This is a genomic window from Actibacterium sp. XHP0104 (genome assembly GCF_025751515.1).
Lineage (GTDB): Bacteria > Pseudomonadota > Alphaproteobacteria > Rhodobacterales > Rhodobacteraceae > Actibacterium_D.
In genome coordinates this window covers 122,702-143,859 of sequence record NZ_JAOWLE010000007.1, presented here as the reverse complement: position 1 = coordinate 143,859, position 21,158 = coordinate 122,702, and the positions used below count along the sequence as shown (strand labels likewise).

General features: G+C 64.3%; 21 protein-coding genes. 5 read left to right on the top strand and 16 right to left on the bottom strand.

The genetic code is table 11. The annotated features are described in order from the left end of the window. The first annotated feature begins 19 nt into the window (after positions 1 to 19). A complete protein-coding gene (locus OE856_RS12050; RefSeq protein ID WP_263716379.1) occupies positions 20 to 802 on the top strand; it encodes a FadR/GntR family transcriptional regulator in 783 nt (260 codons plus the stop codon). Here the strand turns inward: OE856_RS12050 and OE856_RS12045 are convergent. From OE856_RS12045 to paaN, 7 genes are all read right to left on the bottom strand, one after another. After that, entirely contained in the window at positions 799 to 2,733 is a 1,935-nt protein-coding gene (locus tag OE856_RS12045) for a 3-hydroxyacyl-CoA dehydrogenase NAD-binding domain-containing protein (protein WP_263716378.1), read from the bottom strand. The two genes, OE856_RS12050 and OE856_RS12045, sit on opposite strands and share 4 nt — an antisense overlap. 1 nt (position 2,734) lies before the next feature. Beyond that, complete coding sequence (locus OE856_RS12040; protein WP_263716377.1) at positions 2,735 to 3,436, bottom strand: ABC transporter ATP-binding protein; 702 nt, start codon at positions 3,434 to 3,436, stop codon at positions 2,735 to 2,737. Next, positions 3,423 to 4,208 (bottom strand): ABC transporter ATP-binding protein, encoded by a 786-nt coding sequence (locus OE856_RS12035; protein ID WP_263716376.1) that lies wholly within the window; start codon positions 4,206 to 4,208, stop codon positions 3,423 to 3,425. The genes OE856_RS12040 and OE856_RS12035 overlap by 14 nt, the downstream gene beginning before the upstream one ends. Beyond that, on the bottom strand, positions 4,205 to 5,161 hold the full coding sequence (locus OE856_RS12030) for a branched-chain amino acid ABC transporter permease (protein WP_263716375.1): 957 nt from the start codon (positions 5,159 to 5,161) through the stop codon (positions 4,205 to 4,207). Before OE856_RS12030 ends, OE856_RS12035 begins: the two co-directional genes overlap by 4 nt. A 3-nt stretch (positions 5,162 to 5,164) precedes the next feature. Next, a complete protein-coding gene (locus OE856_RS12025; protein ID WP_263716374.1) occupies positions 5,165 to 6,037 on the bottom strand; it encodes a branched-chain amino acid ABC transporter permease in 873 nt (290 codons plus the stop codon). Between the two features lie 99 nt (positions 6,038 to 6,136). Further along, positions 6,137 to 7,279, bottom strand: a complete 1,143-nt coding sequence (locus OE856_RS12020) for an ABC transporter substrate-binding protein (RefSeq protein ID WP_263716373.1) — start codon at positions 7,277 to 7,279, stop codon at positions 6,137 to 6,139. Positions 7,280 to 7,319: 40 nt separating this feature from the next. Continuing rightward, the gene (paaN, locus tag OE856_RS12015) at positions 7,320 to 8,972 is read right to left on the bottom strand and encodes a phenylacetic acid degradation protein PaaN (protein ID WP_263716372.1); all 1,653 of its coding nucleotides are present in this window, start codon (positions 8,970 to 8,972) and stop codon (positions 7,320 to 7,322) included. A gap of 97 nt (positions 8,973 to 9,069) precedes the next feature. Between paaN and paaG the strand changes: the two genes are divergently transcribed. From paaG to OE856_RS11995, 4 genes are all read left to right on the top strand, one after another. Next, positions 9,070 to 9,861 (top strand): 2-(1,2-epoxy-1,2-dihydrophenyl)acetyl-CoA isomerase PaaG, encoded by a 792-nt coding sequence (gene paaG, locus OE856_RS12010; RefSeq protein WP_263716371.1) that lies wholly within the window; start codon positions 9,070 to 9,072, stop codon positions 9,859 to 9,861. 20 nt (positions 9,862 to 9,881) lie between these two features. Next, positions 9,882 to 10,331: a hydroxyphenylacetyl-CoA thioesterase PaaI gene (paaI, locus tag OE856_RS12005; protein ID WP_263716386.1), complete on the top strand. Its 450-nt coding sequence runs from the start codon at positions 9,882 to 9,884 to the stop codon at positions 10,329 to 10,331. A 12-nt stretch (positions 10,332 to 10,343) separates the two neighbouring features. Then, complete coding sequence (paaK, locus tag OE856_RS12000; RefSeq protein WP_263716370.1) at positions 10,344 to 11,651, top strand: phenylacetate--CoA ligase PaaK; 1,308 nt, start codon at positions 10,344 to 10,346, stop codon at positions 11,649 to 11,651. A gap of 91 nt (positions 11,652 to 11,742) precedes the next feature. After that, entirely contained in the window at positions 11,743 to 12,342 is a 600-nt protein-coding gene (locus OE856_RS11995) for a TetR/AcrR family transcriptional regulator (RefSeq protein WP_263716369.1), read from the top strand. A 33-nt stretch (positions 12,343 to 12,375) separates the two neighbouring features. On the opposite strand, the gene paaZ is transcribed toward OE856_RS11995, so the two are convergent. From paaZ to OE856_RS11950, 9 genes are all read right to left on the bottom strand, one after another. Then, positions 12,376 to 14,445, bottom strand: coding sequence for a phenylacetic acid degradation bifunctional protein PaaZ (paaZ, locus tag OE856_RS11990; protein WP_263716368.1), 2,070 nt, complete (start codon positions 14,443 to 14,445; stop codon positions 12,376 to 12,378). Positions 14,446 to 14,461: 16 nt separating this feature from the next. Then, a complete protein-coding gene (locus OE856_RS11985; protein WP_263716367.1) occupies positions 14,462 to 15,226 on the bottom strand; it encodes a Phenylacetic acid catabolic protein in 765 nt (254 codons plus the stop codon). Next, on the bottom strand, positions 15,216 to 16,292 hold the full coding sequence (paaE, locus tag OE856_RS11980) for a 1,2-phenylacetyl-CoA epoxidase subunit PaaE (RefSeq protein WP_263716366.1): 1,077 nt from the start codon (positions 16,290 to 16,292) through the stop codon (positions 15,216 to 15,218). The genes OE856_RS11985 and paaE overlap by 11 nt, the downstream gene beginning before the upstream one ends. A 22-nt stretch (positions 16,293 to 16,314) precedes the next feature. Continuing rightward, positions 16,315 to 16,830 carry a 1,2-phenylacetyl-CoA epoxidase subunit PaaD gene (paaD, locus tag OE856_RS11975; RefSeq protein ID WP_263716364.1) on the bottom strand — a complete coding sequence of 172 codons (516 nt, stop codon included), beginning with the start codon at positions 16,828 to 16,830 and terminating at the stop codon, positions 16,315 to 16,317. A gap of 5 nt (positions 16,831 to 16,835) precedes the next feature. Then, positions 16,836 to 17,603: a 1,2-phenylacetyl-CoA epoxidase subunit PaaC gene (gene paaC, locus OE856_RS11970; RefSeq protein WP_263716363.1), complete on the bottom strand. Its 768-nt coding sequence runs from the start codon at positions 17,601 to 17,603 to the stop codon at positions 16,836 to 16,838. Continuing rightward, positions 17,603 to 17,887: a 1,2-phenylacetyl-CoA epoxidase subunit PaaB gene (gene paaB, locus OE856_RS11965; RefSeq protein ID WP_263716362.1), complete on the bottom strand. Its 285-nt coding sequence runs from the start codon at positions 17,885 to 17,887 to the stop codon at positions 17,603 to 17,605. Before paaB ends, paaC begins: the two co-directional genes overlap by 1 nt. A 27-nt stretch (positions 17,888 to 17,914) precedes the next feature. Further along, a complete protein-coding gene (paaA, locus tag OE856_RS11960) occupies positions 17,915 to 18,907 on the bottom strand; it encodes a 1,2-phenylacetyl-CoA epoxidase subunit PaaA (protein WP_263716361.1) in 993 nt (330 codons plus the stop codon). Between the two features lie 14 nt (positions 18,908 to 18,921). After that, positions 18,922 to 20,127, bottom strand: coding sequence for a 3-oxoadipyl-CoA thiolase (pcaF, locus tag OE856_RS11955; RefSeq protein WP_263716360.1), 1,206 nt, complete (start codon positions 20,125 to 20,127; stop codon positions 18,922 to 18,924). 149 nt (positions 20,128 to 20,276) lie between these two features. Next, the gene (locus OE856_RS11950; RefSeq protein WP_263716359.1) at positions 20,277 to 21,155 is read right to left on the bottom strand and encodes a PaaX family transcriptional regulator C-terminal domain-containing protein; all 879 of its coding nucleotides are present in this window, start codon (positions 21,153 to 21,155) and stop codon (positions 20,277 to 20,279) included. Positions 21,156 to 21,158 lie beyond the last annotated feature (3 nt).

Here is a 21,158-nt window from a genome sequence, read left to right as displayed (position 1 = left end):
ACAGCGCAAGGATCCGCAGATGGACAAGCCCAGAGCGATTTTTGACCCCATCGCGCATGATTCGGTGGCCGATGCGGTGATCCACCAGATCGAGACCATGATCGTGAACGGCATCCTCAAGGAAGGCACCCGCCTGCCCTCGGAACGCGAGATGTCAGAGCTGTTGGAAGTGTCGCGCCCCAAGCTGCGCGAGGCCTTGAAACAGCTCGAGGACGACGGCCTGTTGCAGGTCAAGCATGGCGAGGGATCGTTCATCGCCAAGCTGACCGGCACCGCGATGACCCCGGCCTTCATGGATCTTTACGCCCGCCATCCCGAGGCGTTCTATGATTATCTGGAATACCGGCGCGAGCAGGAAAGCTTTGCCGCGCGTCTGGCAGCCGAACGCGCCACCCAGACCGACAAGGATATCATTCAGGGTATTCTTGACCGGATGGACGCCGCGCATGAGGCCAACGACCTTGAGGCCTCGAAAATCGCCGATATCAACTTTCACACCGCGATTGTCGATGCCAGCAACAACTCGACCCTGATCCACATGATGGCGTCGATCTATGACCTGACCAAACGCGGCGTGTTCTACAACCGCAACTACCTGCGCTCGATCGATTTTGCGGGCAGCCAGCTGCTGGCCCAGCACCACGCCATCGCGGATGCGATCTTTGCCGGCAATGCCGAGGCCGCTGCCAAGGCCGCGCGCGACCACATTGATTTCGTCGAGCGGTCCTTCCGCATCGGCCACCTGCGCGAAGAGCGCGAGAAGGTGGCCGGAAAGCGCAAGATCTTGTGGGGTCAGGCCTAAGCGCGCCCGGCGGCGAACATCGGCCCGCCCTTCCAGCGCGGAAAGCCATAGCCGTGGATTTCGACCAGGTCGATGTCTGAGGCCTGATCGGCTATGCCTTCGTCCAGAATGGCCTGGCCCTCGGCCGCCATCGCCCCGACCAGATGCGCCGCGATATCGGCCAGATCCATCACCCGCTGCCCGGCAATGCGTCCTGCCAACAGCCCGGCCACCGTATCCGACACGCGCGGCTTGCGGTCGCCCTCGGCATAGTCATACCAGCCGCCGCCGGTCTTTTGCCCCTTGCGGCCCGCGCGCACCAGGATGTCGCCCAGGGTTTCCGGCACGTCCTGCCCCTCGGCCCGGGCGCCTTCGCGTTGCAGATAGGCAATGTCCAGCCCGCCCAGATCCTGCGCCTCGAACGGACCCATCTTGAACCCGTATCCGCGCATGGCGGCGTCGATATCGGCAATGGCGATACCGCTTTCGACCAGGGCCTCGGCCTCGGCGCGATAGCGTTTGAGGATGCGGTTGCCGATGAACCCCTCGCAGATCCCGGCGCGCACCGGCATCTTGCCCAGCCGCTTGGCCAGCGCAAAGGCGGCGGCCAGAACCTCGGGCGCGGTCTCGGGCGCAGGCACGATTTCCAGCAGCTTCATGATATGCGCCGGGCTGAAGAAGTGCAGCCCGATGAAACGTTCGGGATGCGGCAGGCCCTCGGCGATCAGGCGCGGATCGATATAGGACGTGTTGGTCGCCAGAATGGCATCGGTGCGGCAATGCTGGCCCAGCTGGGCAAACACGTCGCGTTTCACGCTGATCTCTTCGAACACCGCCTCGATCACCAGGTCGCATTCGGCCAGCGCGGCATAGTCGTCGCTGGTCCCAAGGCCGGCCAGGCGTTCGGCATGGGCCTCGTCCGACAGGATACCGCGCGCGCGGGCACCGTCGAACACCTTGGTCACATTGGCCAGGCCGCGCGCGGCGGCATCGGAATCGCGTTCGATCAGCACCACCGGCAGGCCGGCATTGCGGCAGGCGGCGGCGATGCCGGCACCCATCGTGCCGCCGCCGATCACGCCCACGCGGGTGACCGGGCGCGGGTCGATCCCGTCGATCACGGCCGGGCGCGGCGCGGCGCGTTCGGCAAAGAACACATGGCGCAGCGCGGCCGCCTCGTCCCCGGCGCGCAGGTCCAGAAAGGTTTCGCGCTCATACTGCATGGCCGCGTCAAACGGCACCTCGGTCGCATTGCGGATGCTGTCAAGCGCGCGCAGCGGCGCCTGATGGCCCGCCTTGGACGCGGCCTTGCGGGCCCCTTGCCAGAACTCATCAGACATCGGCGCCAGCGGACGCGCCGACAGCGGCTGTGGCAGGTCGCGGGTCAGCGCATCGCGGGCAAAGGCGATGGCACCGGGCAGCAGATCACCCTCGATCACCGCGTCGATCAGCCCGGCCTCAAGGGCCTTGGGCGCCTTCATCGGCTTGCCGGTCGTGACCAGCGACACCGCCGCCTCGACCCCGGCCAGACGCGGGGTGCGCACCGTGCCCGACGCGCCGGGAATGATGCCCAGCGTCACCTCGGGCAGGCCGATCATGGCATCGGCCACCGCCACGCGGAACCGACAGCCCATGGCGATCTCGAACCCGCCGCCCAGCGCCGCGCCGTGAATGGCGGCAACCCAGGGCTTGGCGGCATTGTCGATCGCGTTGACCACATCGGGCAGATGCGGCGGGATCGGCGGCTTGCCGAATTCACGAACATCCGCCCCGGCGATAAAGGTGCGGCCCGCGCAGGTCAGCACCACCGCCCGCACTGCCGCATCGGCATCCAGCGCGGCGACGGCATCGCTTAGCCCCTGGCGCAGCTCGGCCGAAATGGCGTTGACCGGCGGATTGTCGACGGTGACGACGGCGATCTCGCCCTCGCGGCGAATGTTCACGATGCTCATGTCAAATTCCCAGATAGGCCTCACGGATACGGGGGTCGGCGATCAGTTCGTCCGCATCGGCGGTCATGGTGATCCGCCCGGTTTCCATCACATAGCCCCGATCTGCAATCTTTAGCGCACCAAAGGCGTTCTGTTCCACCAGCAGAACGGTCACGCCACGTTCCTTGAGGCCCGAGACCACCTCGAAGATCTGCGCGACCAGCAGCGGCGCAAGGCCCATCGACGGCTCATCCAGCAGCAGGCAGGACGGCCGCCCCATCAGTGCGCGCGCGATGGCCAGCATCTGTTGCTGCCCGCCCGACAACCCGCCCGCGGCCAGGTTGCGTTTCTCGCGCAGGATCGGGAAGGTCTGATAGGCGTCTTCCATGTCGCGCTCGACCCGGTCATCCGAGAACAGGAACGCACCCAGACGCAGGTTTTCCTCGACCGACAGGTTGGTAAAGATCTGCCGCCCCTCGGGCGATTGCGCCAGCCCGCGTTTCAGCCGCTTGAACGCCGCGACCGAGGTCAGCATCTCACCGCGAAAGGTGATCTCGCCGCCGGTCACGGGCTGGGTGCCCGACAGGCATTTCAACAGCGTCGTCTTGCCCGCGCCATTGGCGCCGACCACGGTGACGATCTCGCCCGATCGCACCTCAAGGTCGATCCCGTGCAGCACCTCGATGCGGCCGTATTTCGACCGAAGGCCCTCAACCGTCAGCATGGCTTGCCTCCTCTTCTCCGGTGCCCAGGTAGGCGGCGATCACGTCGGGGTTCTGGCTGACGGTCGCCGGGTCGCCCTCGGCGATCTTTTCGCCATGATCCAGAACGACGATGTGGTTCGAGATCCGCATCACCATCTTCATGTCATGTTCGACCAGCAGGATCGCGATGCCCGTTTTCGCGGTTTCGGCGATCAGCTCGTCGATCTCTTCGGTCTCGACCGCGTTACAGCCCGCCGCCGGTTCGTCCAGCAACAGAACCTTGGGTTCGGTCGCCAGCGCCCGCGCGATCTCCAGCCGTTTCAGCGCGCCGTAAGACAGGTTGCCGGCCTCTTGCTCGGCGGCGTTCTTCAGCCCCACCCGCGCCAGCAGCTCATAGGCGCCCTCGCGCGCCTTGGCAGCACGGCGACGCGATCCGGGCAGCGCGAACAGATCCTGCCACAACGGACCGCTTTCCTGCATGTGATAGCCGGCGATCGCGTTTTCCAGCACCGTCATCTCTTGAAAGATCTGAAGGTTCTGAAAGGTCCGCGACATTCCCAGCCGCGCCAGGCGGTGCGGTTCGGTGGCGGTGATGTCCTTGCCCTCGAGATGCACCGTGCCGCTGTCGGGCCGGTAGATACTGGAGATCATGTTGAACAGCGTCGTCTTGCCGGCGCCATTCGGCCCGATGACCGAGACGATCTCGCCCGCCTTGACGTTGAAACTGACATCGTGAACGGCCCGGATCCCGCCAAAGCTGATCCCCAGACCCTGAACTTGTAAAAGGCTCATTCTCCCCTCCCCCGCAGCTTGGCGGCGATCGACGGCAGCAGGCCGCGCGGCAGGAAGATCATCACAAGGATCATCACCGCGCCCAGCACCAGCTGTTCATATTCGGCAAAGACGGTCAGCACCTGAGGCAACAGCGTCAGGATGGCCGCGCCCAGGATCGCCCCCAGGATCGAGCCGACCCCGCCCAGAACGGTCATGGTCACCATCTCGATCGAGTGCATGAACCCGGCAACATCCGGCGTGATGAACCCGTTTTGCAGCGCCAAGAGCGACCCCGCGACCGAGGCGTAGATGGCCGAGATCACAAAGGCCTGCAGTTTCTTGCTGGCCACGTCGATGCCCACGGTGCGCGCGGCGACTTCGGAGCCGTGCAGTGCCCGCATCGCCCGGCCGGTGGGGCTGTTGTAAAGGTTCAGCGCCACCCAGACGCCGATCACCAGCACCAGCCCGCACATGGCATACCAGAACTCGCCGCCCGACAGTTTCAGGCCCATGTCACGCAGCACTTCGCGCAGGCCCAGATCGGCCACGCGCATCCCGTCGGGGCCGCCGGTCAGCTCGCGCTCGTTGGTCAGAACCATCGACATCAGCACGCCGAAACCCAGCGTGGCAACGGCCAGGTAGTAGCCCTGCAACCGCAGGATTGGCCGCCCGATCATCCCGGCGATCAACGCCGACAGCAGCGCGCCCACCAGCACGGCGATGGCCGGATGCAGGCCGAAATGCACCGGCAGCAACGCGCAGGAAAACGCGCCGATCCCGGCAAAGCCCGCGTGGCCCAGGCTGATCTGACCGGCAAAGCCGATCAGGATGACCAGCCCGACAACCGACAGCGCGTTCACGAAGATCAGCGCGCCGACGCGGTAGTAATAGCCCGACGGAAAGAACACCGGCAGGATCACGATCAGTGCCACCAGAATGGCAATCTGTGTCCATTTCGATTGCATGTTCATGGCTCAGACCCTCTCGGTGGATTTGCGGCCAAACAGGCCCTGCGGCATCACGAACAGAACCGCCAGGATGATCACAAAGGCCACGGCTTCCTTGTATTGCGAGCTGAGGAAACCCGCGGTCAGAGCCTCGCACAGGCCCAGCAGCAGGCCGCCGACCAGCGCGCCCTTGGGGTTGCCCATGCCGCCCAGCATCGCCGCGGCAAAGCCCTTCAGCGCCAGGCCCACGCCCACGTCATAGCCCACCAGCGTGATCGGCGTGACCAGCACACCGGCCAGCGCGCCGATGGCCGCCGACAGCGCAAAGGACAGCGTCATCACATAGTTGGTGTTGATCCCGACCAGCTGGGCCGCCAGACGGTTGTTCGCCGTCGCCAGCACCGCCTTGCCGGTCAGGGTCTTGGTAAAGAACAGCCACAGTGCCACGAAAACCAGCAGCGCGCCGCCGATCACCCACAGACTTTGCGGCAGAATGGTCGCGCCCAGCACCTGCAGGGGTTCGTCGCCGGAAAAGGCCGGAAAGCGGTGCAGCTGCTTGTCAAAGATCAGCTGCGACGCGCCCCGGATCAGGATCGACGCCCCGATGGTGATGATGATCAGCGACACCACGGGCGCGCCCCGCGCTGGCTCGATCGCCAGCTTGTTCAGCGCCACGCCCACGCCTGCGGTCACCGCGATGGCGACCACCGCCGCCAGCGGCAGGGGCAGCCCCGCCTCAAACGTGAAAACGGTGATCATACCCCCCAGCATGACGAATTCGCCCTGCGAAAAGTTCACCACGTCCGACGCGTTGTAGATGATGGTGAATCCCAGCGCGACCAGCGCGTAGACCGCGCCGACCGTCAGACCCGAGAAAATGAACTGCATCAAACCGTCCATCGGCAGCTCCTGTGCGATTGGATGTTCAGATAAGCCCTGCGGCTATGCGGCCGCCGGGACGAGCGGCCAGGTCAGAAACCCGGCCGCGTGCCGGTGCGGTTACTCGACCGCCGACCAGCCGCCATTGGTGATCTCGAGCATCCGGAAGGCGCTCAGATCCAGGCCCAGGTGGTCTTGGGCGCTGAAGGTGTAGGTGCCGGTGGTGCCGACTAGGCCGGCAGTGGCTTCCAGCGCGTTGCGGATCTCGGCCGGATCATCCGAACCGGCGCGCGCAATGGCATCAACCATCAGCGCGAACGCGTCATGGGCATAACCGCCAAAGGTCGAAACGCTTTCGCCATACTTGGCCTCATAAGCGGCCTTGTAGCCCTGCACGACCTCACGCTGGGCGTCGCCCTCTTGCAGCAGCTCGGCGATCAGCAGCGCGGTGCCCGGCAGGCGAACGCCCTCGGCGGCCTCGGCACCGGCCAGCTTGATGAAACCGTCAGAGGCCACGCCGTGGCTTTGATACAGCGGCTGTTCGATACCCAGCTGGTGCACGTTGCGGGTGACGATCGCCGGGCCCTGGCCAAAGCCGGGGTTCAGCAACGCCTGCACACCGTCGGTGTTCTTGATGCGAGTCAGCTGCGGGGTCATGTCGGCGTCTTGCGGGCCATAGGTCTCGTCGGCCACGATCTCGACGCCGAAATTGCCGGCCACGTCCTTGCACTGGGCCTGCATCGAGGCGCCAAAGCCGTCGGTGCCCGAGATCATGCCAACCTTGCTGATGCCGCGGGCCTGCATGTCGGTAAAGATTTTCTCACAGGCCATGCGGTCGGTATGCGGGGTCTTGAAGACATATTCGCGCACCGGGTCGATGATCGCGATGGCACCGGCCAGCGAAATGAAGGGAATGCCCTCTTCCTGGGCCACGTCCATGATCGACATGGTGGTGCCGGTGGTCGAGCCACCGATGATCGCGACAACCTCGTCATCTTCGACCAGACGGGTGGCAAAGGTGCGGGCCTTGTTCGGGTCGGCGCCGTCGTCATAGACGATCAGTTCGACCTGCTCGCCGTTGATGCCGCCATTGGCGTTCAGCTCTTCGACCAGCATCTCGATGGTCTTGGCCTCGGGGTCGCCCAGGAACGCGGCGGGGCCGGTCGCGGCAACGCTGACGCCGATGCGAATCTCGGCCTGCGCGGCGCTGACGGCACCCACTGCAATCAGGGTGGCCAGGGCGGTGGTGGTGAAAGACTTCATGGATGATCCTCCCATTGGTATCCAGGTGTAACAGGTGGCCTCAGGCCACTTTCAGACGGCGGATCATGACCCGCCGGAAACGGGACGCGACGAATGCCGTGTCGGTCAGGCTGGCGTTGCCCGAAGGGTTGGCGCCAGTGACGTGGAAATCGGAAAACGCTGCGGATTGGTTGACGTAGATATTGCCGGTCAGGTTGACCGACAGGTTGACCCCTGCCCGCGCAAAGGCCCGCGCCGCGTGATCGACCAGCGCCTCGTCGGTGGCGTAAAGCGCCGCCGTGATCGCGCCCTTGGCGGCGGCGATATCGGCGGCCTGGTCAATGGCGCTGCGCGCGTCGTCACAGGGCACAAAGAACGAGATCGGGCCGAAACATTCGTCGTGATGCAACGCACCCTCGCCCGGCTGAACGGCGATCAAAAGCGGCGTCGCGCTTTGGCCATGGCCGGTCTCGGCGCTGTCACGGATCACCCGGCCCGCGGCGCGCGCCTTGGCGATACGTTCCAGCGTGGCGGGGTTGACGATCGTGCCACAGACCCCTGCGGCGCGCTCGTCATCGCCCAGCAGCTTGTCGATGGCGCCGGCAATGCCCTGCGCGACCTCGTCAAAGGACTTGTGCCCCTGATCGGTGTCGATCCCGTCCTTGGGCACATAGATATTCTGCGGCGAGGTGCACATCTGCCCCGAATAAAGCGACAGCGAAAAGGCAATATTCGAACACATGCCCTTGAAATCGGGCGCACCGGTGATGGTGATCGAGTTGACGCCGGTTTCCTCGGTGAACACCAGCGCCTGCCCGGCATTGGCGCGGATGTAATCGCCAAACACGGACGAGCCGGTATAGTCGATGATTGCGACCTCGGGGCGGGCGATCAGATCCTTGGTGATCTCGGCGCCGGGCCGATCGGCGGCCAGCAGCACCGCGTCGCGCGGCAGGCCGGCCTCGGCCAGAACCTCGCGCAGCACGCGCACGGTCAGCGCCAGCGGCAAAATTGCGCGCGGATGCGGCTTGATGATGACGGTGTTGCCGGTGGCCAGGCTGGCAAACAGGCCCGGATAGCCGTTCCATGTCGGGAAAGTGTTGCAGCCGATCATGACCGACACGCCGCGCGGCAGGATTTCCCACCGCTTTTCCATCACGATCGGGTCCATCTTGCCCTGCGGCTTTTCCCAGACCGCGTTCAGCGCGGTGCGGGTCATCTCGTCCCAGGCCGCCGCCACGGCTTCCAACCCGCGATCCTGCGCGTGCGGACCACCGGCCTGAAAGGCCATGGCAAAGGCCTGGCCGGTCGTGTGCATGGTGGCATGGCCGATCAGAAAGCTTTGCGCGTTCAGACGCTTAAGCGCCTCCAGGCAAACACCCACACGCGCCTCGGGCGTAGCAGCGGCCCAATCGGCCCCGGCGGCCTGCGAGGCCGACACCAGAGTATCGACCGACGCCGCCGGATAGGTGATTGCAACGTCGCGACCCCAAGGTGATGTCTCTGCGCCCACGCGCGACTCGTCGGGATGGCCGGGCAGATCAAAGGGCTGACCAATCAGCGCCTCGAACGCAGCCTCACCATCGACACGGGCGGTTTCGCCGTAAATCTTGCCGCTGGGCACCTCGGGAAAGGGTGTCCAGAACTCACGCGTTTTCAGTGCCGCTACGGCACGCTCAAGAAGATGCCTGTGATTCTCAAAGAAGTCTGGCATGTTTTCCCCCTCATCTCGACTCGCATCATTGACCGACCGGTCGATTTATGCAAGAGTTAATCTCAATCGCCCATGAGGAGGGCGCAGGGAGGCTGTATTGACGGAACAAACTGTTCTTTCGTCGCTGGAAGGCGGCGTGCTGAAATTGACGCTGAACCGGCCGGACCGGCTTAATTCCTTCAATGAAGACATGCATTTGGCTTTGCGCGCCGGAATCCAGCGCGCTCATGACGAACCCGCGATTCGCGCCGTGCTGCTGACCGGCGCCGGACGGGGATTCTGTGCCGGCCAGGATCTGGGCCAGCGCGATCCGCGCAAGGGCGGGCCCAAGCCCGACCTGGGGCAAACGCTGGATACGCTTTATAATCCGACCCTGCGGCTGATGCGCGACCTCGACAAACCGATCATCTGCGCCGTGAACGGCGTGGCCGCCGGTGCGGGCGCCAATATCGCCTTTGTCTGCGACATCGTTCTGGCCGCCAAATCGGCCAAGTTCATCCAGGCCTTTTCCAAGATCGGCCTGATTCCCGATGCCGGTGGCAGCTGGTCTCTGGCCCGCATCCTGGGCGAACCGCGGGCCAAGGCGCTGACCCTGACGGCCGAGCCGCTGCCGGCCGAAACCGCTGCCGACTGGGGCCTGATCTGGAAGGCTGTCGAGGATGACGCCCTGATGGACGAAGCCACCGCACTGGCCGCGCGCATGGCCGCCGGCCCGACCGTGGGCCTGGGCCTGACCAAGCGCCTGATCCAGGCCGCGGCGACCAATGATCTGGATACCCATCTCGACATGGAGCGTGACTGCCAGCGCAAGGCCGGGCTGACCGACGACTATGCCGAAGGCGTCACTGCGTTTCTGGAAAAGCGCCCCTCGAACTTCAAGGGACAATAACCATGCCCCGTCTTGACGAGATGACCCCTCAGCAGCTGGCCGAGGCCTGCGCCCGAGAAATGTGGAACGACGACAGCGCCTCGCAGCGCCTGGGGATGGAGCTGATCCACATCGCCCCCGGCGAGGCCACGCTGCGCATGACCTTGAACGAGAACATGACCAACGGCCATGGCAATGCCCATGGCGGCTATCTGTTCACGCTGGCCGACAGCGCCTTTGCCTTTGCCTGCAACACCTACAACCAGGTGACGGTGGCGCAGCATTGCTCGATCACATACCTGGCACCCGGCGCCCTTGGCGACCGGCTGACCGCCACCGCGAAACAGGTGTCGCGCACCGGCCGCTCGGGGATCTACGACATCGTGCTGACCCGCGAGGACGGCACCGTTCTGGTCCAGTTCCGTGGCCATTCGCGCACAATCAACAGAACATTCTTGAACGCCGACGGCAGCCCCGTCCAAGATGCCTAGGGAGGAGAGCCCATGAAAGACCTGACCCCGAGCCGCAATATGCTGGACCCGATCGAGATTGCTTCGCGTGATGAGATCTCGGCCCTGCAATACCACCGTATGCGCCGCTCGCTGAACCACGCCTATGAGAACTCGCCGTTTTACCGCAAGCGGTTCGACGACCACGGCGTGCACCCCAGCGACCTGAAAACCCTGGCCGATCTGTCCAAGTTCCCCTTTACCTACAAGCAGGATCTGCGCGACAGCTATCCCTTTGGAATGTTTGCCGTTCCCCAGGATCAACTGGTGCGCATCCACGGCTCTTCGGGCACCACGGGCAAGCCGACCGTCGTTGGCTATACCAAGGGTGACATCGACGTCTGGGCCGATGTGGTCGCGCGCTCGATCCGCGCCTCGGGTGGCCGCCCCGGCGATATCTGCCACGTCGCCTATGGCTATGGCCTGTTCACCGGCGGCCTTGGCGCCCATTACGGGGCCGAGCGCCTGGGCTGTACCGTCGTCCCGATCTCGGGCGGCATGACCGAACGCCAGGTCACCCTGATGCAGGATTTCAAACCCGGCATCATCATGGTCACCCCCTCTTACATGCTGTCGATCCTCGACGAGTTCCACCGCCAGGGCATCGACCCGCGCGAAAGCTCGCTCAAGGTCGGTATCTTCGGCGCCGAACCCTGGACCAACCAGATGCGCCAGGAAATCGAGCAGGCCTTTGACATGCACGCTGTCGATATCTACGGCCTGTCCGAAATCATGGGCCCCGGCGTCGCCAACGAATGCGTTGAAACCAAAGACGGCCTGCATGTGTGGGAAGATCATTTCTACCCTGAAATCATCGACCCCAATACCGGCGAGGTTCTGCCCGACGGCGAGATGGGCGAGCTGGTCTTTACCACCCTCACCAAAGAGGGCCTGCCGATGGTGCGCTATCGCACCCGCGACCTGACCCGCCTGCTGCCCGGCACCGCGCGCTCGATGCGCCGGATCGAAAAGATCACCGGCCGCAGCGATGACATGATCATCCTGCGTGGCGTCAACGTCTTCCCGACCCAGATCGAGGAACAGATCCTCAAATGCGCCGGCCTGGCCCCGCATTTCCAGATCGAGCTGATCCGCAAGGACCGCATGGATGCGATGGTCGTGCATGTCGAATGCAAGGAAGATCACGCCAGCGCCGATGCCCGCACGGCCTCGTCGCGCGAATTGGCGCATCATATCAAGTCGGTGGTGGGTGTTTCGACCAAGATCGAGGTCCACGATCCCAACCAGATCGCACGCTCGGAAGGCAAGGCCAAACGCGTGGTTGACAACCGGCCCAAATAATCACCGACCGGGTGGTAAATTCTGAAAGCACGAAGTAATAGGGGCGCCACGCCCCTATTGCCGCTTCACGAAAACCGGAAGGCACCCGACAATGGCCCGCACTCGCGCCAGAGATTTCGAGGAAAAACAACACAGCCTGCTCTTGGACGCGGCGCATATCTTTGCGACCGTCGGGATGGAAAAGGCATCGATGTCACAGATCGCGTCAGAGGCCGGCGTGTCCAAGTCGCTGCTGTATCATTACTACCCGTCAAAAGATGCGCTGATCTTTGCGATCATCCACACCCATCTCGAAGACCTTGAGAAAGCCCTGGCCAAGGCCATCGACCCCACCCTGCCCCCGCGCGAACATCTGCAAAAGCTGGTCACGACCGTGCTGAACGCCTATCGCGGCGCCGACGAACAGCACAAGGTGCAGCTGAACGCGGGCTCGGCCCTGTCGGACGAGCAAAAGGCCACCATCACCGCGCTGGAACGCCGCATCGTGCGGCATTTCTCGGATGTGATCCGCCAGATCCACCCCGAGCTCGACAACCCCGCACGCCCGCTGCTGATGCCGGTGACCATGTCGCTGTTTGGCATGCTGAACTGGGTCTACATGTGGTTCCGTGATGGCGGCGCGCTTAGCCGCGAAGACTATGCGCAGATCGCCACCACGTTGCTACTCGAAGGCATCAAGGCCGTTCGGTAAGCGCCGGGCAGGCTTCCCCGCCCGGCCTGCCCTTTATTCGGCAGACTCCAGCGGCCAGGTCTTGGCCACCATCGTCAGCACGTCATACTGGGCGACGACCTCGTCATTCTGGTTCGTCACCCGGCAATCCCAGCGCACTTCGCCGTAATCGCCACCCGCACGCGGGTTGATTTCCTTGCAGGTCAGCCGCACCTGCAACGTGTCACCGAAATAGACCGGCGTCATGAAACGCAGATTGTCGACGCCATAGTTCGCCAGCACCGGGCCGGGATTGGGTTCGACAAACAGGCCCGCGGCAAACGACACGATCAGATAGCCATGCGCCACGCGGTCATCAAAGAACGGGTTGGCCTTGGCGGCCGCGCTGTCCATGTGGGCATAGAACGTATCGCCGGTGAAGTTGGCGAAATGCTCGACATCGTCCTTGCTGACCTGACGCGCCGCCGTGACGATCTGGTCGCCGATCCGCAGCTCGGCCAGCGACTTGCGGAACGGATGGATATCGGCGCGGGTCTCGGCGCCCTCGATCCATTGGCCGGTGATCGCCGACAGCATCCGGGGTGAGCCCTGAACGGCGGTGCGCTGCATGAAATGCTTGACGCCGCGAATGCCGCCCATTTCCTCGCCGCCGCCTGCGCGGCCGGGGCCGCCATGGATCAGCGCCGCCAGGGGCGAGCCATGCCCGGTCGAAGATTTCGCGGTCTCGCGGTTGCCCACCAGAACCCGGCCGTGGAACGTGGCCAGCCCGCCGACGATCTCGGCGGTGATGTCGGTGTCGTTGGTAAACAGCGACGATACCAGCGACCCGCGTCCCATGCGGGCAATCTCGACCGCCTGCGCGGCGTCCTCGTATCCCATCACCGTGGCGACGGGACCAAAGGCCTCGATCGAATGCACGTTCTCGGCGCGCATCGGGTCGGCGCAGTGCAGCAGAACGGGGTTCATGAATGCCCCCGCCGACGCATCGCCCGTGGTCAGGCGCACATCTTCCAGCGAGCCGCAGACGATCTCGGCATCCTCTTGCAGCTGGCGGATCTTTTCGCGCACGCCGTCGCGGTCCGACAGCGACACCAGCGCGCCCATGCGGGTGCTCTCGTCCTGCGGCAGCCCCACCGGCACCTGTTGCAGCCGCGCCGAGATCGCCTCGATCACCGCTTGCTCATGCGCCTTGGGCACGACGATCCGACGGATCGCGGTGCATCGCTGCCCGGCCTTGGTCGTCATCTCGCGCGCGGCTTCCCTGACGAACAGGTCGAATTCGGGCGTTCCGGGCCCGGCATCCGCGCCCAGGATCGAGGCGTTCAGACTGTCGGCCTCCATCGTGAAGCGGACCGAGTTGTTCACGATCGCCGATTTCGTGCGCAGCATCCGCCCGGTGGTGGCCGAGCCGGTAAAGGTCACGACATCCTGCTCGGTCACGTGATCCAGCATGTCGCCGGCGCTGCCGGTTACGATCTGCAACGCGCCTTCGGGCAGCAGGCCGGTTTCCAGCATCCGCCGCACGACCAGCTCGGTCAGATAGGCGGTCTGCGAGGCGGGTTTCACCACGCAGGGCATCCCCGCGATCAGCGAGGGCGCGATCTTTTCCAGCATCCCCCAAACCGGGAAGTTGTAGGCGTTGATATGGATAGCAACGCCTTCCATCGGGCTGAGGATATGCTGGCCCACGAACGATCCGTCCGCCGACAGCGGCTCGACCGGACCTTCGGCCAGCACCTTCACGTTGGGCAGCTCGCGCCGCGCCTTGGACGCAAAGGTCAGCATGGTGCCGATGCCACCATCGACATCGGGCCAGCCGTCCTTGCGCGTCGCGCCGGTGGCATAGTTCTCGGCATAGAACTCGTCACGCATGTCGAGCAGTTTCAGCCCCAGCGCCTTGAGCATCAGGGCACGGTCATGGATGGTCATCTTTCGCAGCGCGGCACCGCCGACACTGCGCCCCCATTCCAGCGCCCCCTTGAAATCCAGCCCATCGGTGCCGATCAGGGCATGGACCTCGCCAGTGGCGGCATTGGCAATCGGAGAACCCTCACCAGCGCCCGTTCTCCAGGCACCGGCAAGATAGCTTTCCAGACGGCGCGGTTTCACGACCGTGTCCTTCATCGTCTTTCCTTCCGGATCAGGCCAGCTTCAGCTCGGCCAGACGCGCATCCGCATCCGCCTTCCACCGGGCCAGCAGGTCTTCGTTGGTGGTATGACGCAGGCCCAGCTTGGCCAGGCGGTCATAGCGGTCAGACCCGGCGGCGCCAAAGGTCTCGGCCACGCGCGGATACCAGTAGGCAACCGCCTCTTTCACCGCAGCCCGGCCCTCATCGCCTTCGGCGAGGCGCTCCAGACCTTCCAGACCCAGCTCCATGTGGCGCTTTTCGACCGGGGCGATCTCGCGGATCACATCGGCCAGCGGCGCGTACGAAACACCGGTCATCTCGTCCATCTGCACCACAGTGGCCATGCCCATCAGCGCGTTCATGACGCAGGCATCGGCCCAGCCCGACAGCGGGTAATGGAACACCGACAGGCGCATGTCGCCGCCCTGACGGCGGGTATCGACATGGGTGTCGCGCGGGCCGCGGGCCGACCAGTCATGCGACTGGTTGTACTTGGCCTTGTCGGTCCCGAAATCGCTCATCAGGTCCAGCACCTTTTCGGCATGCGCGGCCTTTTCCAGAACGATCCGGCTGGCGGCGATCCGCTCGCGGATACCGGGCGCCTGGTTGATCGCATCGGCAAAGCCGGCAGACCCCGCCAATTCGCTGTCGACGAAAGACGACATCAGGCGCATCAGCTCGGCGCGATAGCGCACCGGCACGTTTTCCGGCGAGGACAGCTTGCCGCCCTTGGCCAGATAGTCCTCGATCGACATGGTATCGGATTCATTCGTCATAGCTGAGCACCACCTTGTCAGAGAGCGGAATACACTGGCACGAAAGCACGTAACCGGCGCGGACTTCGTAGTCCTCAAGCGCGTGGTTGGCCTCCATCTCGACTTCGCCTTCCAGAACCTTGGCACGGCAGGTCGAGCACACCCCGGCCTTGCAGGCATAGGGCGCATCCATCTTGTTATCGAGCGCGGCATCCAGAATGAACGACCCGTCCTTGGGCATCTGGAAGGTGCGCGTGCCGCCATCCAGCGTCACCGACACCTCGCAGGTATTGCCCGCGCTGGCGGCCTCTTTCGACACGGCGCGCGCCTTGGCACGGCCGGGCTGCGACGAGGCGAACAGCTCGAACTTGATCTGGCCGTCGCTGAGGCCGTGCTTGCGCAGGCTTTCGGCAATGGTCAGCATCATCGGCTCGGGGCCACAGATAAAGGCGGTGTCCACGCTTTCGGCGTCGATCCACAGACGGAACAGCGCGTCCATCTTTTCGGCGTCGATCCGACCGGTGAAAAGGTCGATATCCTGGCTTTCGGTTTCCAGGATGTGGATCAGCGAGAACCGGCCCAGATAGGTGCTCTTGATGTCCTCCAGTTCCTCGCGGAACATGATCGAGCCCATCTGGCGGTTCGCATAGACCAGCGTGAAGGTCGAGTTGGGCTCGCGCGTCAGCACCGTCTTGATGATCGACAGCAGCGGCGTGATGCCCGACCCGCCGGCAAAGCCCAGATAGCTCTTGGCCGCAGAGGGGTCGATCGGGGTGTAGAACTTGCCCATGGGCGGCATCGCGTCCAGCACGTCGCCGGCCTTGAGCTCTTCGTTGGCCCAGGTCGAGAACGCACCACCATCGACGCGCTTGATACCGACCTTGAGAACACCCTCGTCCAGACCGGCACAGATCGAATACGACCGGCGCAGCTCTTCGCCGTCAAACTCGCGGCGGAAGGTCAGATACTGACCCTGAGTAAAGTCGAATGCAGCGGCATCCTCGGCGCGCGGCGCCAGGGTCACCACGACGGCGTCGCGGGTCTCCTTGTGGATATCCGTCACTTCGAGCGGATGAAATCGTGACATGACGAGCCTCTCCTCCTCTGGCTCAGATGCATTTGAAATAGTCGAACGGTTCCAGGCAGTCCTTGCATCTGTAGGAGGCCTTGCATGGGGTCGAGCCGAATTGGCTTAGTCGTTCGGTATTCGTGGATCCGCAGCGCGGACATTCGATGGTCAGATTGGTCCCATGGGCCAGCCGCGACACGCGCCCTGCCAGCACCCCGTCCGCCGCCGTGCCGTCGATCGGGGGCGCAATGCCAAAGCCTTTCAGCTTTTCGCGTCCCTTTTCCGACAGCCAGTCGGTCGTCCAGGCCGGGCTGATCTGGCGCTTGAGCGTCAGCTTCTCGATACCGTGGCCGCGCAGGGCGGTGTCGATATCCAGATTGATGATGCTCGTGGCCGGGCAGCCCGAATAGGTTGGCGTCACGGTCACGACCAGCGTGTCGTCATCCCAGGCGACATCGCGGATGATGCCCAGATCGACCAGCGAGATCACGGGGATCTCGGGGTCGGGAACGGCATCCAGCCATTCCCAAACCTGTTCAACGCTTGGCCGTGCCATGGGGCTTACCAGTCGCAGCCGGGATAGGCGCGCTGCAACCACTGCATGTGGCACAGCATGTGACCCAGATGCTCGGTATGCATATAGCCCGTGCGCCCGCCCTTATGGGCAAAGTCGCCCTTGGGAAGGGTCAGCGTCGCCTCGTCCAGAACGGCACCGATCAGCGCGTCATACTCGGCGCGCAGGCCGGCCGGATCGGGGGCGATCCCGGCGGCAACCATGGCGGCATCGACGTCATCGCTTTGGAACATCTCGCCCACATAGGGCCACAGATACTCCAGCGCCGCCTGCATGCGGTCGTGGCTTTCCTGGGTGCCATCGCCAAGGCCGACCACCGTGTCGGCCGAACGCTCGACATGATAGGCCACCTCTTTCGACGCCTTCTCGGCAATCGCGGCAATGCGCGGGTCGCTGCTTTTCTGCAGGCGGCCCAGCATGATCGAGGCCCAGGCATCGAACAGGAACTGGCGCAGCAGGGTGCGGCCGAAATCGCCGTTGGGCAGCTCGGTCAGCAGCACGTTGCGGAAATCCCAGACGTCGCGCAGAAAGGCCAGATCATCGGCGCTGCGGCCCTTGCCCTCGACCTCGCCCGCCAGGCCCAGCCACAGCTGGGTCTGACCGATCAGGTCAAGCGCGGTGTTGGCCAGCGCGATGTCTTCCTCCAGAATGGGCGAGTGACCGCACCATTCCGACACCCGGTGCCCCAGAACAAGGGTGTTATCCCCCATCCGCAGCAGGAACTCGAACAGAGCTTTCTGATCAACCTCGGCCATTACATATGCCCCACTTCTTCGGGAATGTCGTAGAAGGTCGGGTGGCGGTAGATCTTGCTTTCCGACGGGTCGAACAGCGGGCCTTTGTCGCCCGGCGCCGAGGCGGCGATGTGGCGGGCCTCGACGACCCAGATCGACACGCCCTCGTTGCGGCGGGTATAGACGTCGCGCGCGTTCTTGATCGCCATTTCGGCGTCAGGTGCGTGCAGCGAGCCGACGTGACGGTGGTTCAGGCCATGCTGGCCGCGGATGAAAACTTCCCACAGGGGCCATTCGTTTTTCATTTCAATTCTCCTCCTATGCGGGCCTGATCACTCGGCCGCGATCTTTTGGGCTGCTTTTTTGCGGGCATGGGCCAGCAGGCCGTCACGCACCCAGGTGCCGTCTTCCCAGGCCGCCACGCGCTTTTCCATGCGGTCGACGTTGCACGGGCCGTTGCCCTTGATGACGTCGAAGAATTCCGGCCAGTTCGGTTCCGAGAAATCGTAATGGCCGCGCTCTTCGTTCCACTTGATGTTCGGATCGGGCAGATCCAGCCCCAGATATTCGATCTGCGGGATGGTCTGATCGACGAATTGCTGGCGCAGCTCGTCGTTCGACTTGACCTTGATCTTCCAGGCCATCGACTGTTCCGAGTGCACGGATTCACTGTCGGACGGGCCGAACATCATCAGCGCCGGGAACCACAGGCGGTTCAGCGCGTCCTGCGCCATCTTCTTTTGCTCGGGCGAGCCTTGGGCCAGCACACGGATCGCATCATAACCCTGGCGGGCGTGAAAGCTTTCTTCCTTACAGATGCGGATCATCGCGCGGCTGTAGGGGCCGTAGGACGTGCGCTGCAGCGCCACCTGGTTCACGATCGCCGCACCATCGACCAGCCAGCCGACCGCACCGATATCGGCCCAGTTCAGCGTCGGGTAGTTGAAGATCGACGAGTATTTCATCTTGCCTTCGTGCAGCAGGTTGACCAGCTCGTCGCGGGTCTCGCCCAGGGTCTCGGCGGCCGAGTAGAGATAGAGGCCATGACCGGCCTCGTCCTGCACCTTGGCCAGCAGGATCGCCTTGCGTTCCAGCGTGGGGGCGCGGGTGATCCAGTTGCCCTCGGGCAGCTGGCCGACAACTTCGGAGTGGGCGTGCTGGCCCATCTGGCGGATCAGGGTCGCGCGATAATCATCGGGCATCCAGTCCTGCGGCTCGATCTTGATGTTGTTGTCGACCTTGTCCTGGAACTCGCGTTCCTGTTCCGACATTTCTTCGCGCGACTTAACGCCCGAACGTGCCGTCTTGATCATTTGTGCATACATGTCTGACCTCCTCCTCAGACGCGTTCAAGGATCAGGGCGATGCCCTGGCCCACACCCACACACATGGTGCACAGCGCATAGCGCCCGCCCGTGCGGTGAAGCTGATAGGTTGCGTGCAAAACCAACCGGGCGCCCGACATGCCCAGCGGATGGCCCATGGCGATGGCGCCGCCATTGGCATTCACATGCGGCGCATCGTCGGGCAGGCCCAGTTCGCGCAGAACCGCCAGGCCCTGCGCAGCGAAAGCTTCGTTCAGCTCGATCACATCCATCTGATCCAGCGACAGACCGGCCAGCGCCAGCGCCTTGCGCGCGGCGGGCACCGGACCGATGCCCATGATGCGCGGCGGCACACCGGCGGCGGCCATGGCGACAACCCGCGCCTTGGGGGTCAGCCCGTTGGCGGCGGCGGCCTGCTCAGATGCCACCAGCACCGCGGCCGCGCCATCATTGACGCCCGAGGCATTGCCCGCGGTCACGGTCAGGTCGGGGCCGTTAACGCCGCGCAGCTTGGCCAGGCTTTCCAGCGTGGTGCTGGGGCGCGGATGCTCGTCCGTATCGACGACGATCGGGTCGCCCTTGCGCTGGGGGATGATCACCGGCACGATTTCCTCGGCAAAGATCCCGGCCTTTTGCGCCGCGTCCCAGCGCGCCTGGCTGTTGATCGCGAACCGGTCCTGGTCTGCGCGGCTGATGTTGAAATCGGCGGCGACGTTATCGGCGGTCTCCGGCATCGAATGGGTGCCGAATTCCTTGTGCATCAGCGGGTTCTTGAAACGCCAGCCAATGGTGGTGTCATACATCTCGGCGTTGCGCGAAAACGCGCTAGAGGCCTTGGCGACAACAAAGGGGGCGCGGCTCATGCTTTCGACGCCGCCCGCGATCATCAGCTGCCCGTCGCCGGCGCGAATGGTGCGCGCGGCCAGGCCGATCGCATCCATGCCCGAGCCACACAGCCGGTTCACGGTGGTGCCCGGAACCTCGATCGGCAGACCCGCCAGCAGCGTCGCCATGCGCGCCACGTTGCGGTTGTCTTCGCCGGCCTGGTTGGCGCAGCCAAGGATAACATCGTCGATGCTTTGCCAGTCGACGCCGGCATTGCGCTCTTTCAGCGCCCGCATCGGCACCGCGGCAAGATCATCTGCGCGAACCGACGACAAGGCCCCGCCATAACGGCCGATGGGCGTGCGAACGGCATCGCAGATAAACGCGTCTGACATGTAGTCCTCCCTTTGGTCAGTAGTCGGGTATTTTATTAACCGACCGCTCGGTCACTTTATAAACAACAAAACATCACGCTCAAAGAAGTTTTTTGCATCTCATTGTGATGTTTTTATGCGGCCAGAATTAACCTTTGCTTTTTAGAGACTTAAACAGACACCTCGGCCCGCAGCAACGCCAACCTCTGATCGGTCTCGGCGCTTCGGGCGGGTAAGGTGCCCTCCGAATCGAAAAAACTGTCGCCAATATGTGCGTCGGCCGCCGAGGCCAGGGCCAGGTAAATCCGCCCGAACAGCCGGCGCGCGGATTGGGCAGGCCAGCCGCCCGGCAATGCCCCCGCCGGCAGCCGAGGATCGGCCAGCGCCGCCTGGCGATAGGCGTCGACCAGCCGCAGCCGCAACGCCAGCGCACCCGCGCCGCCCGGGGTCTGACCGGCCTCGATCCGGTCCAGCACCGGGGTAAAGCCGTCGATGAAATCCTGATAGGCCTGCGCCACCTCGGCCAGCGGCCACAGACGGTGGGCAAGGTCGGGCAACGCCCCCTCGCCCGCAATCGCATCCCCCGCCATAGCAATACCGGGCGGCATCGTCAGATCACAGCGCGCGGGCGCGATCCACTGCCCCTGCCCCAGGCTGGCCCAGGGCCGGTCGCATCCGTCATCCGGCGCGCCGATCAACAGCATCCAGCCCTCGGGCTGCTGCGGCGGCGCATAAAGCAACCGTGCCGCGTGGGCGAATTCCCCGCGCGCAGCCTCGGTCAGCCGGTAATAGCTTTTCCGCCCGATCCGGTCGCCCACCAGACGCCCCGCCCCAACCAGGCGCGACACCGCCGTGCGCACCAGGCTTTCGCTAAGGCCGTGCCAGGCACAGCATTCGATCAACGTGCCCATCCACAGCGTGCCCCCGCGCGGCACAACCGCATCGCCGTATATCGTGACGATGAAACGGGTCGCGCGCGGCGGGTCGGCCTCAAGAACCTGCCGGATCGCCCCGCCGGGGCGCAAGTCTTCGGAAAGGGGCAGATTCATGCC

Coding starts and splice junctions, on each gene's coding strand:
- OE856_RS11950 (WP_263716359.1), bottom strand. CDS start 21,155: ATGAATCTGCCCCTTTCCGAAGACTTGCGCCCCGGCGGGGCGATCCGG.
- paaN (WP_263716372.1), bottom strand. CDS start 8,972: ATGCCAGACTTCTTTGAGAATCACAGGCATCTTCTTGAGCGTGCCGTA.
- OE856_RS12045 (WP_263716378.1), bottom strand. CDS start 2,733: ATGAGCATCGTGAACATTCGCCGCGAGGGCGAGATCGCCGTCGTCACC.
- OE856_RS12025 (WP_263716374.1), bottom strand. CDS start 6,037: ATGGACGGTTTGATGCAGTTCATTTTCTCGGGTCTGACGGTCGGCGCG.
- OE856_RS12035 (WP_263716376.1), bottom strand. CDS start 4,208: ATGAGCCTTTTACAAGTTCAGGGTCTGGGGATCAGCTTTGGCGGGATC.
- paaE (WP_263716366.1), bottom strand. CDS start 16,292: ATGTCACGATTTCATCCGCTCGAAGTGACGGATATCCACAAGGAGACC.
- OE856_RS12040 (WP_263716377.1), bottom strand. CDS start 3,436: ATGCTGACGGTTGAGGGCCTTCGGTCGAAATACGGCCGCATCGAGGTG.
- OE856_RS12050 (WP_263716379.1), top strand. CDS start 20: ATGGACAAGCCCAGAGCGATTTTTGACCCCATCGCGCATGATTCGGTG.
- pcaF (WP_263716360.1), bottom strand. CDS start 20,127: ATGTCAGACGCGTTTATCTGCGATGCCGTTCGCACGCCCATCGGCCGT.
- paaK (WP_263716370.1), top strand. CDS start 10,344: ATGAAAGACCTGACCCCGAGCCGCAATATGCTGGACCCGATCGAGATT.
- paaA (WP_263716361.1), bottom strand. CDS start 18,907: ATGTATGCACAAATGATCAAGACGGCACGTTCGGGCGTTAAGTCGCGC.
- paaB (WP_263716362.1), bottom strand. CDS start 17,887: ATGAAAAACGAATGGCCCCTGTGGGAAGTTTTCATCCGCGGCCAGCAT.
- OE856_RS11995 (WP_263716369.1), top strand. CDS start 11,743: ATGGCCCGCACTCGCGCCAGAGATTTCGAGGAAAAACAACACAGCCTG.
- paaC (WP_263716363.1), bottom strand. CDS start 17,603: ATGGCCGAGGTTGATCAGAAAGCTCTGTTCGAGTTCCTGCTGCGGATG.
- paaI (WP_263716386.1), top strand. CDS start 9,882: ATGACCCCTCAGCAGCTGGCCGAGGCCTGCGCCCGAGAAATGTGGAAC.
- OE856_RS12020 (WP_263716373.1), bottom strand. CDS start 7,279: ATGAAGTCTTTCACCACCACCGCCCTGGCCACCCTGATTGCAGTGGGT.
- OE856_RS11985 (WP_263716367.1), bottom strand. CDS start 15,226: ATGACGAATGAATCCGATACCATGTCGATCGAGGACTATCTGGCCAAG.
- OE856_RS12030 (WP_263716375.1), bottom strand. CDS start 5,161: ATGAACATGCAATCGAAATGGACACAGATTGCCATTCTGGTGGCACTG.
- paaD (WP_263716364.1), bottom strand. CDS start 16,830: ATGGCACGGCCAAGCGTTGAACAGGTTTGGGAATGGCTGGATGCCGTT.
- paaZ (WP_263716368.1), bottom strand. CDS start 14,445: ATGAAGGACACGGTCGTGAAACCGCGCCGTCTGGAAAGCTATCTTGCC.